Origin of the sequence: Bradyrhizobium sp. 613_E4_N2_2 (genome assembly GCF_052075995.1) — a bacterium.
In the GTDB taxonomy this organism is placed as follows: domain Bacteria; phylum Pseudomonadota; class Alphaproteobacteria; order Rhizobiales; family Xanthobacteraceae; genus Bradyrhizobium; species Bradyrhizobium barranii.
In genome coordinates, this window is sequence record NZ_CP197234.1 from 7,341,931 (window position 1) to 7,357,162 (window position 15,232).

At 64.1% G+C, this 15,232-nt stretch carries 18 protein-coding genes; 4 read left to right on the top strand and 14 right to left on the bottom strand.

What is annotated here, in order from left to right; all coding sequences use genetic code 11:
* Window positions 1–56 precede the first annotated feature (56 nt).
* Both AB7290_RS34725 and AB7290_RS34730 read right to left on the bottom strand, forming a co-directional pair.
* Window positions 57–227 (bottom strand): hypothetical protein, encoded by a 171-nt coding sequence (locus AB7290_RS34725; RefSeq protein WP_162136531.1) that lies wholly within the window; start codon window positions 225–227, stop codon window positions 57–59.
* A 134-nt stretch (window positions 228–361) separates the two neighbouring features.
* Window positions 362–616, bottom strand: coding sequence for a hypothetical protein (locus AB7290_RS34730; RefSeq protein ID WP_201266198.1), 255 nt, complete (start codon window positions 614–616; stop codon window positions 362–364).
* 239 nt (window positions 617–855) lie between these two features.
* Between AB7290_RS34730 and AB7290_RS34735 the strand changes: the two genes are divergently transcribed.
* From AB7290_RS34735 to AB7290_RS34750, 4 genes are all read left to right on the top strand, one after another.
* The gene (locus tag AB7290_RS34735) at window positions 856–1,110 is read left to right on the top strand and encodes a hypothetical protein (RefSeq protein ID WP_085402146.1); all 255 of its coding nucleotides are present in this window, start codon (window positions 856–858) and stop codon (window positions 1,108–1,110) included.
* Between the two features lie 393 nt (window positions 1,111–1,503).
* Window positions 1,504–1,677, top strand: coding sequence for a hypothetical protein (locus tag AB7290_RS34740; RefSeq protein ID WP_166103634.1), 174 nt, complete (start codon window positions 1,504–1,506; stop codon window positions 1,675–1,677).
* A gap of 223 nt (window positions 1,678–1,900) precedes the next feature.
* Window positions 1,901–2,152, top strand: a complete 252-nt coding sequence (locus tag AB7290_RS34745; protein ID WP_014497530.1) for a hypothetical protein — start codon at window positions 1,901–1,903, stop codon at window positions 2,150–2,152.
* A 495-nt stretch (window positions 2,153–2,647) separates the two neighbouring features.
* Window positions 2,648–3,013 (top strand): VanZ family protein, encoded by a 366-nt coding sequence (locus AB7290_RS34750; protein ID WP_028150366.1) that lies wholly within the window; start codon window positions 2,648–2,650, stop codon window positions 3,011–3,013.
* Window positions 3,014–3,037: 24 nt separating this feature from the next.
* Here AB7290_RS34750 and AB7290_RS34755 read toward each other — a convergent pair whose 3' ends face one another.
* The 12 genes from AB7290_RS34755 to AB7290_RS34810 form a co-directional block, all read right to left on the bottom strand.
* Window positions 3,038–3,322 carry a hypothetical protein gene (locus AB7290_RS34755; protein ID WP_085402148.1) on the bottom strand — a complete coding sequence of 95 codons (285 nt, stop codon included), beginning with the start codon at window positions 3,320–3,322 and terminating at the stop codon, window positions 3,038–3,040.
* Between the two features lie 124 nt (window positions 3,323–3,446).
* On the bottom strand, window positions 3,447–3,893 hold the full coding sequence (locus AB7290_RS34760; protein WP_085402149.1) for a hypothetical protein: 447 nt from the start codon (window positions 3,891–3,893) through the stop codon (window positions 3,447–3,449).
* A 149-nt stretch (window positions 3,894–4,042) separates the two neighbouring features.
* Window positions 4,043–5,770 (bottom strand): chemotaxis protein, encoded by a 1,728-nt coding sequence (locus AB7290_RS34765; RefSeq protein WP_354079009.1) that lies wholly within the window; start codon window positions 5,768–5,770, stop codon window positions 4,043–4,045.
* A 5-nt stretch (window positions 5,771–5,775) separates the two neighbouring features.
* On the bottom strand, window positions 5,776–6,867 hold the full coding sequence (locus AB7290_RS34770) for a protein-glutamate methylesterase/protein-glutamine glutaminase (RefSeq protein WP_063985238.1): 1,092 nt from the start codon (window positions 6,865–6,867) through the stop codon (window positions 5,776–5,778).
* Between the two features lie 16 nt (window positions 6,868–6,883).
* On the bottom strand, window positions 6,884–7,738 hold the full coding sequence (locus AB7290_RS34775; protein WP_071916273.1) for a CheR family methyltransferase: 855 nt from the start codon (window positions 7,736–7,738) through the stop codon (window positions 6,884–6,886).
* Window positions 7,739–7,876: 138 nt separating this feature from the next.
* The gene (locus AB7290_RS34780; protein ID WP_071916274.1) at window positions 7,877–9,679 is read right to left on the bottom strand and encodes a methyl-accepting chemotaxis protein; all 1,803 of its coding nucleotides are present in this window, start codon (window positions 9,677–9,679) and stop codon (window positions 7,877–7,879) included.
* Between the two features lie 60 nt (window positions 9,680–9,739).
* Window positions 9,740–10,216: a chemotaxis protein CheW gene (locus AB7290_RS34785; RefSeq protein ID WP_063985241.1), complete on the bottom strand. Its 477-nt coding sequence runs from the start codon at window positions 10,214–10,216 to the stop codon at window positions 9,740–9,742.
* 36 nt (window positions 10,217–10,252) lie between these two features.
* Complete coding sequence (locus tag AB7290_RS34790) at window positions 10,253–11,950, bottom strand: methyl-accepting chemotaxis protein (protein WP_071916275.1); 1,698 nt, start codon at window positions 11,948–11,950, stop codon at window positions 10,253–10,255.
* 38 nt (window positions 11,951–11,988) lie between these two features.
* Window positions 11,989–12,450, bottom strand: a complete 462-nt coding sequence (locus AB7290_RS34795) for a chemotaxis protein CheW (RefSeq protein WP_201266195.1) — start codon at window positions 12,448–12,450, stop codon at window positions 11,989–11,991.
* Complete coding sequence (locus tag AB7290_RS34800) at window positions 12,450–14,537, bottom strand: chemotaxis protein CheA (protein ID WP_085402151.1); 2,088 nt, start codon at window positions 14,535–14,537, stop codon at window positions 12,450–12,452. Before AB7290_RS34800 ends, AB7290_RS34795 begins: the two co-directional genes overlap by 1 nt.
* Entirely contained in the window at window positions 14,534–14,899 is a 366-nt protein-coding gene (locus tag AB7290_RS34805; RefSeq protein WP_008142319.1) for a response regulator, read from the bottom strand. The genes AB7290_RS34800 and AB7290_RS34805 overlap by 4 nt, the downstream gene beginning before the upstream one ends.
* Window positions 14,899–15,222 (bottom strand): STAS domain-containing protein, encoded by a 324-nt coding sequence (locus AB7290_RS34810; protein WP_063985245.1) that lies wholly within the window; start codon window positions 15,220–15,222, stop codon window positions 14,899–14,901. The genes AB7290_RS34805 and AB7290_RS34810 overlap by 1 nt, the downstream gene beginning before the upstream one ends.
* Window positions 15,223–15,232 lie beyond the last annotated feature (10 nt).

Genomic DNA, 15,232 nt, shown 5'->3' on the forward strand with positions numbered 1-15,232 from the left:
CCCCCTCCACCGCCATGCGAGCCGCAACGCGAGAACCGCACGCCGGTTGTAAATCCTCAGAATGCACGCCGCGCCCTCGCCAATGAACTGTTCTGCCGGAACGCGGTGGGACTGTAGGGACGGTGGAACGGATGACGCTCCGCGCGCTCGCGGGGCCGCAGCGCGCGTGTCGCATAGCCTGCGCCAAAGCCAGCGAGGAGCGAGACCAGGATCGCGAGCAGCATCATTCGTAATTCGTTCCAGTGATACTGGCAGTCTCATCCTCGAGTTGTGTCGAGATCATGATCACCGCCGCTGATTTTCTCGTCATGCCAGGGATTTTTTGGGCAGCACCCTGCATGCGAAGTGATCGGCTCGTGCGTCAGCCGAAAAACCAGAGGAACAATCGCACCAGCAACAGCGTGATGAAATACACCCAGCCCGCCATCGCGATCAGCGCAACGCTGAAGAACGCGCCTTCAAACGCCCGCTCTCTGAGCTTGGTGAGAGGAAGTGCCGCTCGCGCCTTTTGAAGCATCTCGGTCTTCTTGATTTTGTTGATTTTGATTTGTTCGTGCGCGCGCACCATAGCCGAACGAATTCGACGATCTCGTGACGACTCAACCGAGAGAAGCATAATACTGCTCGTCAAACCGCTGCCGCATGCATCGCGATTGGATTTTTTCTCGTTCGAAGCCGTTGCGACCAACCGGCGCCGATTCAATTCAAGTTGATCGCTCGAATCGACGTCGTGATTTCGAAGCAAACAATGTCGTGATCCCGAAGCATCTAATTCCTAATCGCGCACAAGTGCTGACGCCGCAACGCCGTGCCATCCATTATCAAGGGGAGATTGCCGCCTGAGCTTGGAGGACATTGAGCGCGCAGGGAACAAGTTCCCTGCTCGCCTCCATCGCCAGCATGGCGTCCGAGCAGCTCCTGCCTGTCTTCGGCAAGCCGATGATCCCGTGCCTGCGATCCATCCTGACGTTCGCCGACGTCAGGAGAATCCTCACCACCACCACGCGGCAGGACCAGTCGCTGTTTCGACGGCTGCTCGGCGACGGCTCGGGGATCGGCACTTCTTCCATGCTGATCAGAACAGTCCGCGCGGATTGGCGGAGCTGCTGAGTCTTGCCGCAGCGTCGAGACGCGAAGTCGGGTCTCGGATATCGGCAGGCGCCCCCCGCGAGGATTTCGAGTGCGGACTTGCGAAGACCGTGCGCCGGTTCTGCGACAACCGGACGTGGTGGCAGAACATCCTCGATCCCCACCATCACAGCGTGCAGATCGATCTTGGTTAGCGAAACTCCGTGGTTATACGGAGCGCAACGCGCCGATTTCATCGCGGTAAGGTTGAGCAGTTAGCTTAATCCGCGTTGTTTGTTGCGAACCTTAGTGGATCGCATATCCATCTTCTCACCGGGCTCCCCCAGGCCCGGCCCCACCCAAGCAAAGCCGTCGAGCGAACGTGGGTCCGCTTGGCGGCTTTGTCTTTGTCTCGACGAGAGGATGATTTCGGTTATGGCGCGCAGGCCCTGGTCGTTCAAGGAAGACCGCCGGCTGATGGAATTGGCCAAGTCTTCGACTTCGCTGGAAGAGGCAGCAAAACTTCTCGGGCGCTCGCCCGATGCGATCAAGCGTATGGCCTTGCGCCTCGGCCTGTCGCTCAAATCCAAGGGCGCCAAGAAGGGCTAGCGTCGGCCGCGCGCGACACGTCATGGACGGGTGTGTCCGCCTCATCGATCGATGAATGGCAGCCGCCAGTCGACATGGGCCGATCGCTTCAGCACTCTCGATCTCTCCGCACCCGGATGTTAGACTATCCAACGATGAAGATTGAACATCGTCCCTTTTCGGCGCAAAACGGTCGCCGGACCGGCTTCGGTCTCAGTTTGATAGATTGTTGGAGGAATGCACCATGTTGTCCCGCGCGCTCGCCGTAGCTCTGCTCCTGGCTTTGCCCTCAGTAGCGTCGGCGCAAGTCCCCGTGGGGTTCGGATTTCCAAACGGCGCGCCGTGGTGCGCCTTCGGTTTCGATTGCCGATTCCTGAATTACCGGGAATGCGCCGACTGGATTTTCGATCCTGCGCGCAACTGCCTCAAGAATCCGTACTTCGCAGCCCACTACCCGACCAATGTCGACAAGGGCTGGTCCTACAATCGGCGCTGAACGTCGGTCCCTGCGAACGGCTTGGTCATGCGGTCAGGCGCGTTGCTTTGTGCTTGACCGGAGGCCAGGTTTGTCGATGACGAGAATTTGGGCAGGTGCGATCGCCTGCCCGTTCCCCTGACGGCGGAACTCTCGGCGGCGCTCCGCATTGCTTTCGAAAGAAAGCGGGAGGCGGAGCCGTCATGGCAAGCTCTTTCCTTATCGTGATGTCGATCTGGTTCGGCATCAACATCCTGTTCTTGGCAGTCCGGCTTTGGGTCACCAGGCGGAAGAACTGGCAGATGAATGCCTGCCCTCGCCAACTCAGCGCCGTCCGCGTGAGATCGCGACTGCACCGCCACGTTTGACGTCAAGTGAATGCATGCGGATTGGGCCGTAGCCACAGCTCCGCGGCTCGCCCGTGAACCTTGGTTCATGCCCTCGAGGGTTTGTGAACCTTAACGATGTTCTTGGCTTTCGAAAGCGGCCAGCCGGTCGACCGGCTATGTTGGCGCAATGCGCCGCAACCATCTCATCGCAGCCGCGGTTATCTGTCTCGTGCTCATCGTCTATGCGACGCTGGCCAAGCTCGCGGGCCGGCCGGCACTCATGGGCCACGCGGAGGCCTACTGGGTCGTCGTGATTGAGCGCTTCAGCGCCTACGGCCTGTTGGGCTTCCTGCTGTCCTTCCTGCTACCGGGGCGCGTCAAGCTGGCTTGCGCGTTCGTGGTCGCCGTCGCAGTCGGGTTAGAGGTCTTGCAGGCCGTGACGCCGGATCGTGATCCACGATTCATCGATGTACTGCAAAAGGCCGCCGGCGGCACCGTCGGCGTCCTTCTGGCCCAGACCATCCTGGCATTCCTGCCGAGGCCGCCGTCCTGAGGCGGCCACCGGCGCCGCGAGAACTTACGCCACTCCGCGCCGCAAGCTCGGCTGACTGGTCGAAAGAACCCCGGACATCTGCCGATGGGCATCGCGCAGCGCCCTGATCGCGTCATCGAGGTCGAATTCGGCTTCGCGAACGGTCTCGAAGAACCGGGCCATCAAGGCGAGGTTCAGCTTCACGCGGGTGTTCCCGTCGCGGCTCTTGCGGCGATCGAGCGAAAGATGCAGCGCCTGCATCCTGGCCTCGGCAGCGCTGCAGCCGCTGAGGGTCGCGAGTTCGTCATATGTCATCCAGATCTGAGGCATGTCCCTGTCCGCCTTTTGTTATGGGCCCCAACCTAGATTTCACCTCTAAAACTAGTGTTGCCGCAGTCCAGTCGCGCCGTGATTTCGCGACAACAGCGTCAATGCAAAGCTAAAAGCCCGCACCCTACGACACAGGCGCCTTGGGCGGCGTGAACGGATGACGCGGCCGGGAACGGTTGTCGAGGCCCTTGGGCAGCTTGTCGGCGTTGAGCTTCACGACCGCGCATTTGGCGTCGGTTGCCGGCGCATCTTCCTGGCTGTAGATCAGCGTCGCCTCGAACTTCACGTCGGGTGCTTCCTTGGCCGTTCCCGAACAGCTCGCCACCAGGCCGTTGCACACACCCGAGAGTTTGACCTCGACCTCATCGGGCCCAAACACGCTCAGCGGGCCGTCAGCATGCCGGTTCACGGTCAGGACGGCCGAGAAGTGCTGCTCATCGACCCGGTAGGAACCACCATAAGTAAAGAAGCTGTCGCGGCCCGAGATCCGGCCCTCGGCCAGATCCACGATGCCGGTGCCCTGACCTCGTGGGGTCCTGAACCAGGCAGCGTATTTACCGTCTCTCAGCATGGGGAATTTTCCGAGGTGAAGATCGCCCTGTATTTGCGACCAACTCTGGGGCGCGACAATGACCTAACGGCCAGCCCTTCGGGCAAGGTTAATGCTCGGAAAACCCAATCCGTCGAATTGCCGCCGACGCGCGACGCCGGCGGCGAACGTCAGAACAACTCTATGCCGTCATCCGCGGTCTCGACCGCTTCGACGCGGCGCGTGGCGGCGATCGACGCAAGGCCAAGCGTTTGCAGGAATTCCCGGTGAACGTCCCGCTCGCGCTCCATCGTGTAGCGCGCGAAGAGATCATCGAGCATCGCCTGATCCTGCGCCTCCGGCTGCGGCCGCCGCGCGCCGGCGCTCGCGGTCTCGAGCCGCGCAGCAACCGCAGGCAAGGCTGCGGAGCTCTCGCCTAGCGAGCTCATCAGACCTTGCGCCGAATTCATCAGGCCCTCGAATTCCGCGCCTTCATCGACGAGCCGGCTCATCAGCTTGCCGAGCCGTTCGTTGCCGACCTCGACCTCGCGCAGCGCCTGGAGGATCTGCGGCTCGAACTTGGCGAGCTGCGTGGGATCGCCCCGGACGCGGAGCTCCTTCAGCTCGTTCGCAGAGCGCTCGATGCCGTCGAGCACGGGCCGCAAGCGCCCCGCGCCCACAGAGACCTGGTCGGCGGTCGCCTTGAGCTCGTTGGCGATCACGACGAAAGCGCTGCCGCGGCTGCCCAGATGGCTTGCCTTGAGGCCGGCATTCATTCCGATCAGGGTGATGTCGACGGTGGCCTCGGCGAGCCCGGCGATCGCCTGGCGAAACTTTGCCAGCGTGTCCTCGACGATGGCGAGCGCCTCGTCGACCGAGCGGCCGGCGCTCTCGCAGGTGGCGATCAGGGTCGAGGCATGTGCCAGTGCCTGCTTGATGCGCGCCAGGAACGATGACGAGCCGCCATCCGCGCCGCCGAACAGCGTGCGGCCATGGCCGACGACACTGCCCGCATCGTGCAGGATGGCGGTGAGCGCGCGAACGATCTGGCCGATATCGCCGCCGAATTCGCGCTGGGCGTCCCTGAGCAGGGCCGCCTGCAACTGGCAGATCGCGCGCGCGCCGTCCTCGCTCGCACCCCGTTCGGGAACGAGGCCCGGCACAGCTTCCGACACTTGGCCGAGGCCATGACAGACATGTTCGAGGCGCTGGCGCGTGCTGTCGCCGGCCTGCAAGGAAATGATCGCGCCGCCAACCGCCTCGGCGATCTTCCTGGTGCTGGTGCTCGCGAGGTCGGCGAGCTGGCTGCTGTCGCGGCGCTGGCCGCGCAATCCGGAATAGGCTGCGCCGAGCTCGGCGCTCTCCGACACCAATTGATTCCGATAACGGCTCTCGAACTCCTTCTGCCGACCGGCGGCAGTAGCAACGGCCTCCGACAGGCGCTGCTGGTCCCGCGCGCAGCTCTCGATCGAACCTTGTACCGCCTTGCCGAGATCGTAGGCTTCCTGCGTGAAGGCGAGAAAGCCCTCGCGATCGCCATCCAGCGAGGCCGCCTCGATCCGCGCGCTGCGCGCGATGATGGTGATCATCTGGATATGCTTGAACAGCGGCTTGAGCAGCGCGGACGCCTCCGCCGTGCTGGTGCCGATGGTCGCAAGCAGCGCGCTCTCGGACGGCAGCGCCTCTGCCAGCTCGCTGAGCCGCGCGGCGATCTCCTGTAGCGCGGTGGCCGCGCCCTCGATCTCGGCGCCGGAGAGTTCCTCCGAGAGCGTCGCGAGGCCCTGGTTCAGTTCCTTGAAGATGAGGTGGCCGCGACCGAGCTCGTGACCGACGCGCGCGAAGACGTCCTCGATCCGCGACGAGACATCCTCGATCGCGACGATCGCCTCGGTGAGCGTGTTGGCTGGAATGGCGGACATCGCAATCAACCTGCCACCGCAACGTGTCCGGCCTGATACCAGAGCATGATCTCGCGCGGGATATGATGCAGCGAGACGACCTTCTCGACACCGCCATGCGCGATGGCTTCCTTGGGCATGCCGAACACCACGCAGCTCTCCTCGTCCTGCGCGCGGGTCGAGGCGCCGAGCTTGCGCATCTCCAGCATGCCGCGCGCGCCGTCGTCGCCCATGCCCGTCATGATCACGCCGAGCGCATTGGCGCCGGCATGCTGGGCCGCGGAGCGAAACAGCACGTCGACCGAGGGGCGATGCCGCGACACCGGCGGGCCGTCCTTGATCGCGATCTGGTAACGCAGGCCGATGCGCTGGAGCAGCATGTGACGGGCGCCCGGCGCGATATAGGCGCATCCCGGCAGCACCGGCTCGCCGTCCTCGGCTTCCTTGACGCGGACCTGGCAGACGCTGTCGAGACGCCTGGCGAAGGCCGCGGTGAACCCTGCCGGCATGTGCTGGACGATGACGATGGGAGGACAGTGCGGCGGCAGCATCTCGAGGACGTCGTTGAGCGCTTCGGTGCCGCCGGTCGATGCGCCGATGCATACGATGCGCTCAGTCGTCGGCCGGACCTTGCCCTGCACCGGCGGCGGGATGATGGCGTCGGCGGTCAGCTTCCTCTCGATCATACGGCGCTCCGCCCGCGGACGCACCCGCGCGCGCGCTGCCGATTTCACGGCCTCGCGCAGCCGCGTCGAGCATTCGAGCAGCGCCTGCCGGGTGTCGATCTTCGGCTTCGGCACGATGTCGACCGCGCCCGCCTCGAACGCCTCGAACATCACGTTGGAGCCTTCCTCGGTGAGCGAGGAGCAGATGATCACCGGGATCGGGCGCTGCGCCATGATCTTGCGCAGGAAGGTCATGCCGTCCATGCGCGGCATTTCCAGGTCGAGGATCATGACATCGGGGATTTCGTTCTGGAGGCGGCGCGCCGCCGCGAACGGATCGGAGGCCGCCCCCATCACCTCGATGTCAGGATCGTCGTTGAGGATCGTTTGCAGGATTTGGCGCACCGACGCCGAATCGTCCACGATCAGTACGCGAACTTTCTCCCTCGGCATTCTGGTTGCGCTCCGGCTAGACCTTGAAAATGGTTGGCTGAACTTGCTTCAGACCCGGCACTGCACTGTGAATCATCGATTCCGAATGACCGACCAGAAGATAGCCGCCGGGCCGCAAATGGCTGCACAATTGCTCGATCACCTTGCGCTGGGTCTCGCGCTCGAAATAGATCAGGACGTTGCGGCAGAAGATGATGTCGACGTCCCGGTCGACGGGGTAGGACTTATCCATGAGGTTCATCCTCATGAAATGCGTCATGCGCCGCAATTCCGGCACCACCCGCACTTCGCCGCGCAACTTGTCCCGCGACGACAGGAAATAACGCTTCACGAAGGGCTCCGGCACCGGGGCGAGCACGTCGCGGGTGTAGATCGCGGACTTGGCAAGTCGCAGCACCGCGGTCGAGATGTCGGTCCCGAGGATGCGGTACTGAAACCGCGAGCCGTTCCGCGTCATGTCGTCCAGCACCATGGCGGTGGTGTAGGCTTCCATGCCGGTGGAGCTCGCCGAGCTCCAGATCTTCAGGTTCGCGTTCTTCCGCCCGTGCGACTTGAGCAGGGCCGGGATCGCGACGTCCCTCATGAAGGTGAAGTGCTGGGGCTCCCGGAAGAAGTCGGTCTTGTTGGTCGTCACCACATCGATGAGATGGGTCAGCTCGGTGTCGAAATGATCGGCCTCGAACAGGTTGTCGACATACTCGTTGAGGTCGGAGAAGTTCAGCGCGCGCACGCGCTTGTGCAGCCGCCCCTCCAGCATCAGCCGCTTGCCCTGCGGCAGCTTGATGCCGACCTGGCCCTCGATCAGTTCGGCTATGGTCCGGAAGTGGCGGTCGGACAGATGGACGACCGTATCCTGCACGGCGGGCATCATGGCTGAATGCCCCGATCCGCGATGGCCGCCTGCACTGAATATTGGGCCGAACGGGCCATCTTGAATCCCACGCGTTTACACGATCACTGACGGCGGATCGGCCCACCGGTGAAGGATGGGCCGACCTCTTGACCGCTCTCAGCGCTGGAAATCGGCGTCCCGATCGTCCTCGCCGTCGTTCATGTCGAAGGCGAAGCCGCCGCCACCGGCCGCCTTCACCGCGCGCGCCGGCCTCGCCTGCGGCTTCTTGGCCGGCCGCTCGACGGCCGCCATTGTCGCCGCCTTGGCGCGGAGCTGGGTAACCGCCCGGTCGATCGGCGCAGCGGCCTGGCTGCGTCCCTGCTCGATGCGGAAATAGGCGATCGTCGACTGAAGCTGCTCGGCCTGCGAGGCGAGCTCCTCCGAGGTCGAGGAGACCTGTTCGGACGCGCTGGCGTTCTGCTGGCCGACCTTGTCGAGCTGCTGGATCGCCTGGTTGATCTGGGCCGAGCCGACGTCCTGCTCGCGGCAGGCGGCGGTGATTTCCTCGACGAGCTCTGCCGTCCTCTTGATATCAGGGACGAGCTTGGAGAGCATATTGCCGGCTTCCTGCGCGACCTTGACGGTTTCAGTCGAGAGCGTGCCGATCTCGGCGGCGGCCGCCTGGCTGCGTTCGGCGAGCTTGCGCACTTCGGACGCAACCACGGCAAAGCCCTTGCCGTGCTCGCCGGCGCGCGCGGCCTCGACCGCGGCGTTGAGCGCGAGCAGGTCGGTCTGGCGCGCGATCTCCTGCACGATCGTGATCTTCTCTGCGATGGTCTGCATCGCGTTGACGGCGCGGCCGACCGCGGCGCCGCTGGCCTCGGCATCCTTGGCGGACTGCGCGGCGATCTTCTCGGTCTGGTTGGCGTTGTCGGCGTTCTGCTTCACGTTCGAGGCCATCTCTTCCATCGAGGAGGAGGCTTCCTCGGCGGACGAGGCCTGCTCGGTCGCGCCCTGCGAGAGCTGCTCGGCACTGGCCGAGAGCTCCTGGCTGCCGGCGGAGACGTTCTGCGCCGCGGTCAGGGCTTCCGACACGATCTGGCGAAGCTTCTCCACCATGCGCTCGAGCGCGAGGCCGAGCGTATCCTTGTCCGACAGCGGTTTGGCCTCGACCATGAGATCGCCCTGCGCGATCTGGTTGGCGAGCGCCGCCGTCGCGTTGAGGTTGACCGTCATCGCGTTCAGCGACTTGATGAGATCTCCGATCTCGTCATTGCTGGAGGACTCGATCTTGTGGCTGAGATCGCCGATCGCCACCGCATCAGCGAGGCCCACCGCCTGCGCCAGCGCACGGCTGATGTTCAGCGCAATCCAGGTCGCCGCGACCGCGGCGATCAGGAGCGAGGCAATGACCAGGCTCATCAGCAGCATCTCGGCGCGCGCACCGTCCTGCTTTGACTGCTCGGCCTGCTCAGCCATGTTCTTCTTGACATTCTTGATGTAGACATCGGCCGCTTCGATCGCGTCCGCAACGACCTTGCGGCCATCATGCATGGAGCGGTCCAGGGCCTTTGGCTTGTCGGTCTTCGCGAGCCGGACCGTCTCGTCCTGATAGGCGTTGAGCTTGGCGAAAGCGACGTTGAAGACCTCCATCAGCTTCTTGCCGCTTTCGCTGGCAGCCGCGTAGATCTCGTCCTTCGACTTGGTGATCGCATCGCGGTTCTTGATGAGGTCGGCCTGGAACTGCTCGTGCTCTGCATCGGACGCTGCGAGAATCGCGTTCTTCTCCGCGCGCACAAGGAACAGGATGCCTTCCTTCAGCTCCGCGGCCTTTTCCATCCGGCCCGCACGGCTGACCAGAAGCTCGGTGGTGCTGACCATGTCCGCCAGCTTCATATAGCCGACCGCACCGGCGATCATGGACAGCAGGATGACGACGCCGAAGGCGCTGGCAAGCTTGGCTTTGACGGTGAATCTCATGTCAGTCTCGTTGGTTCGAATTGGGGTGCTTACGCTTGACCACGCTTCACGCTTGCAAATTCAGGCGGCGCGAGAGGTATCGCGCCCTTCCGGGATCTCGTCGTTCGCCATCAGCTTGGCGAGATCGAAGATGACGACGAATTTCTCGCCCTTGCGGCCGATCCCGGCGGCATAGTCGGACTGCCATTTGCCGCCGACCTCGGGGATGGGCTCGATCGCCTGCTCGTCGATATCGGTGACCTCGAACACGCAATCGGCCACAAAGCCGACGCCGACCAGGCGATCCTTCATCGGCACGTCGAGGATGATGATGCGGGTCGCTTCAGTCGCTTCCACGGCCGGCAGGCCGAGCTTGGTGCGGAGGTCGACGATGGGATAGCCGCTGCCGCGCACGTCGATCATGCCGAGCAGGAAATTCGGCGCATGCGGCAGCCGTGAGATCGGCCGCATGTCGAGAATTTCCCGGACATTGCGGATGCTGATGCCGAACGTCTCGCCGGCGAGCCCGAGCGTCAGATATTGCGAGGTTGCGGCCATGGTACGGTCCAGGGTCAGATTGTTTTCAAGTTGCGGTCAGCGCTGGAATTCGGCGTCGCGGTCGTCTTCGCCGTCATGCATGTCGAAGGCGAAGCCGCCGCCATTGGCGACCTTCATCGCGCGCGCCGGCTTGCGGGCGGGCGCGGGCTTCTTGACGCCGCGGTCCGCTGCCGCCATGTGCGCGGCCTTGGCGCGGAGCTGGGTGACGGCGCGGTCGATCGGCGCGGGCGCGGCAGCCTCGCCGCGGCCGGCATGCTCGATGCGGAAGAACGAGATGGTGGACTGAAGCTGCTCGGCCTGCGAGGCGAGCTCCTCGGAGGTAGAGGACACCTGCTCGGAGGCGCTGGCGTTCTGCTGGCCGACCTTGTCGAGCTGCTGGATCGCCTGGTTGATCTGGGCCGAGCCAACGTCCTGCTCGCGGCAGGCCGCCGTGATCTCCTGGACCAGCTCGGCGGTCTTCTTGATGTCGGGCACGAGCTTGGACAGCATGTCGCCGGCTTCCCGCGCGACCTTCACGGTTTCCGTCGACAGCGTGCCGATGTCCGCCGCTGCCGCCTGGCTGCGTTCGGCGAGCTTGCGCACTTCGGACGCGACCACCGCAAAGCCCTTGCCATGCTCACCGGCGCGCGCGGCCTCGACCGCGGCGTTGAGGGCAAGCAGGTCGGTCTGGCGCGCGATCTCCTGCACGATCGTGATCTTCTCGGCGATGGTTTGCATCGCATTGACGGCACGCCCCACGGCGACGCCGCTGGCTTCCGCGTCCTTGGCCGACTGCGCGGCGATCTTCTCGGTCTGGTTGGCGTTGTCGGCATTCTGCTTTACGTTCGAGGCCATCTCCTCCATCGAGGACGAGGCTTCCTCGGCCGACGAGGCCTGTTCGGTCGCGCCCTGCGACAGCTGCTCGGCACTGGCCGAAAGCTCCTGGCTGCCGGCCGAGACGTTCTGCGCCGCGGTGAGTGCTTCGGCGACGATCTGCTTGAGCTTCTCGACCATGGAGTTCAGCGAGGTAACGAGATCGCCGATCTCGTCGTTGCTTGTGACCTTGATCGACTGGCTGAGATCGCCATCGGCAACCGCGCCGGCGAGCCCGACGGCGCGGCCGAGACCGCGGGAGATGCTCAAGGAAATCCAGATCGCGGCGATCAGGCCGATGACAAGCGAAGCCAGCACGGCCGAGATCAGTAGGAGCTGGGCCCGGTTGCCGTCCTCGTGAGCCTGGGCCGCCTGAGCGGCCATGTTCTTCTTGACGTTGGTGACGTAGACGTTGGCGGCTTCCATGGCCTCGGCGACCGCCTTGCGGACCTCGGTCATGGAGCGCTCGGCGGCTTTCGCCTTGTCGGTCCGGGCGGTCTTGAGGGCGTCGTCCTGAACGGCGTTCATCCGCGCATACGCGACGCCGAAATTCTCCATGAGTTTCTTGCCTTCGGGGGAAGCCGCGGCCTGGATCTCTTCCTTCAACTTCGAGAGCGTCTCGCGCTGCTTGGCGATTTCGGCGATAAAACGATCCGCCTCGCCTTCAGGCGCGAGAATGAGGTTCTTCTCGGCGCGAACCTGAAGCAGGATACCCTTCTCGATCTCCGCCGCACGGTCCATCCGGTTGGCACGCGACACCAGACTGTCGGCGGTGTCGATCATCTCGCTCAGTTTCACATAAGCGAGGCCGCCCGCCGCCATCGACAGCAACAGGACCACACCGAACGCGATGGCAAGCTTTGCCTTGACCGTGAATCTCATTTCCAGCCCCTACCCCAGTCTCGCCCCGAGACCTCATTTCAATTCAGGATGCGTTCCATGTTGGGAACGATGACAAACTCTTCTCGCCACTTGGCGATGAAACGGATGAATTCCGGCTTCCAGTGCATGCCGACGCGCGGCGTCTGCTGCACGTCGGCCTGCGATATCTCGGTGACCTCGTAGACCTTGTCGGCAGTGACGCCGACCAGGACCGGCTCGCCGTCGAGCGTGAGCTCGATGACGACGATGCGCGTGTCGGCCGAATTGTCGAGCTGCGGCATGCCGAAGCGGATGCGCAGGTCCGCAAGCGGAATGACGTTGCCGCGCACGTTGATGACGCTCGGAACGAAGGCCCGCGCGCCCGCCACCTTGGTCACCGGCACGGGATCGATGATCTCGCGCACGAGGCCTGCGTCGAGCGCGAACTTCTCCTCGCCGAGGCCGATCATTACGACCTGCATCGCGTCGGCGTGATGCTCGCCCGTCAAACCATCGTTCATCAGGCCGCCTCGCTGATATGCTGTTTCTCGACCTTCGACTGCGCCAGCGTGACGAGCTGCGCGACATCGAGGATCAGCGCCGCCGTGCCGTCACCCAAAATCGTCGCGCCGGAGAAGATCGTGACGTCGGAGTGCAGCTTGGAGAGCGACTTGATCACGGTCTGGTGGTTGCCGATGATCTGGTCCGCGACAAGACCGACGTGCGTCTCACCGGTCGAGATGATGATCGTCTTCTGGTGCCGGTCGGGCGTACCCGACGCAGTCATGATTTCGCGCAGCCTGAGGAAGGGCACGAGATTGCCTCGCACGTTGAGGAAGTTGCGGCCGCGGGAGCGCTCGTCCTCGGCGGTCAGCTCGATGCATTCCTCCACGGCCGACAACGGAATGATGTAGCGGCCCTCGCCGACACGGATCAAAAGACCCTCGATGATCGCAAGCGTCAGCGGCAGGCGCAGCGTCACCGTGGTGCCCTGGCCCGGCCGGGTCGACAGATCGATCGTGCCGCGCATGTTCTCGATGGTGCGCTTGACGACGTCCATGCCGACGCCGCGGCCCGACAGCGCCGAGATGGTCTGCGCGGTCGAGAAGCCCGGGTGGAACAGGAACTGGTGGATCTCGTGATCGGTCAGCACGGCGCCGGAGGCGATCAGCCCCTGCTCTTCCGCTTTCGCGCGAATGCGCGCGGTGTTGAGGCCGCCGCCATTGTCCTTCACGGTGACGAGCACCTGCGCACCGGAATGAACGGCGGCGAGTTCGATCCGGCCCTGCTCCGTCTTGCCGTTGGCGGAGCGGGTCGCGGTGTCTTCGATGCCATGGTCGATGGCGTTGCGGATTAGGTGCACCAGCGGATCGGCCAGGCACTCGATCATGGTCTTGTCGAGTTCGGTATCCTCGCCCGTGGTGACGAATTCGACCGGCTTCGACAGGTCGCGCGACAAATCGTGCACCAGGCGGCGGAAGCGACCGAACAGCGAGCCGATCGGTACCATGCGCGCGCCCATCGTGGTGTCGCGCAGGGAGGAGGCGAGGCGCTCGATTTCCTCTGCGATCATCTTGATCGAGAGATCCGAACCGGACGAGGCGAGCTGCGTCAGCCGCGCCTGGGCGATGACGAGTTCGCCGACCCGGTCCATCAACTCGTCGAGACGCTCGGCCTGGACGCGGACGGTGGCGATGCCGCGATCGTCACGCTTGGCCTCGGGTTTCGGTTCAGACTTGGATTCAGGCTTGGCTTCCGGCTTCGGCTCCGCCTTTGCGACGGGCTGCGCGGCGACAGGCGCAACAACAGCCTCGACCGCCGGCGCGGCCATCTCGGCCACAGGAGCCGGCTCCTCGTCGAGGAGCTGGAACAGCGGCAGCGGCGCGGGGGCTTCGACCTGCTCAAGCGGCGAGAGGGTCAGCTTCATCTCGTCCTGGACGAACATGAATACGTCGTCGATCGCGTCCTTGTCGCAGGCGGCGTGCAGCTTGACGTCCCACTTCAGATAGCAGTCTTCCGGCTCCATCTCGTCGAGGAACGGGATGCCGTCGGTCACGGGCACGACGAAGCACGGGCCGAGCTTGCAAAGGTCTTCCAGCAGATCGAGCGGGTTCGAGCCGTTGCGCAGGATGTGGGATTCAAATTCCAGATACAGGTGCCAGCCGGCCTGCTTGCTTTCACCGGGGGCCAGCGGCGGCGCTTCGGCGATTTCGGCGACGGGCGCGGCGGACTGGTCGGGAAACACGAAGCGCTTGAGGTCGTCGAGGATGGCCTCGCCGATGATGTCGTCGGTCGACTGCGGATCCTCGATCAGCGCGCGGATATAGTCCTTGGCCGCAAGCGCGACCGAGATCAGCTCCTGCGTCGGCTTGATCTCGCCCTTGCGGACGCGGTCGAACGCGGTCTCGAATTCGTGGGTAAAGGAGGCGACCTTGTCGAAGCCGAACATGGCGCCCGAGCCCTTGATCGTATGCAGGGCGCGGAAGGCGGAATCGACCAGCTCGCGGTCGTCGGGACGCTGGCCGAGGTCGAGCAGGGCCCCTTCCAGGACCTCGAACAGTTCGCTGGCTTCCTGGCGAAAGACCTCTGTCGGGTCCATCGCGTTCATGCACGCACCAGCTTGCCGACCACGGCGAGCAGCTGCTCCGGCTTGAACGGCTTGGTAATCCAGCCGGTGGCGCCGGCGCTCTTGGCTTCCTGCTTCACCGTGTCGTTGGATTCGGTGGTCAGAAACACGATGGGCATGCCGACCGCGCTCGGCAGCTTGCGCAGCGCCCGGATCAGCTCCAGCCCGTTCATGACGGGCATATTGAGGTCGGTGATGACGAGGTCGAGCTTGCCGGCCTGCGCCTTGGCGAGCCCTTGTGCGCCGTCGCCGGCCTCGATCACGTTGTGACCGGCCGGCTCGAGCACGACCTTGATCATCTGACGGATGCTGGGGGAATCGTCGACCGTGAGAATCGTGGCCATCAGGTGCCATCTTTCTTTTGCGGGAAGTGCTGATCGATCATCGCATCGCTGGCGAAGCCGGCGCGGCGAAGGGTGTTGCGCAGAGACTGGGAGAACGATGTGAGCACCACCGGGCGGCCTTGGGCCTCGCCCGTCTTGGCGGTCGACAGCAGAAGCTGGATCGAGGTTACGTCGGCCTTGTCGACGCTCGAACAATCGATCTCGAGCCGATCCTGCCGGCCGAAAGCTTCGCGGATCAGGTCATAGACACTGCGGATCGCAGCGATGCTGCAATCTGCAGGCAGCCGTAGGGACCACTTCGGCTCAGTGACGTCAGACGGCATTCGTCCCCCA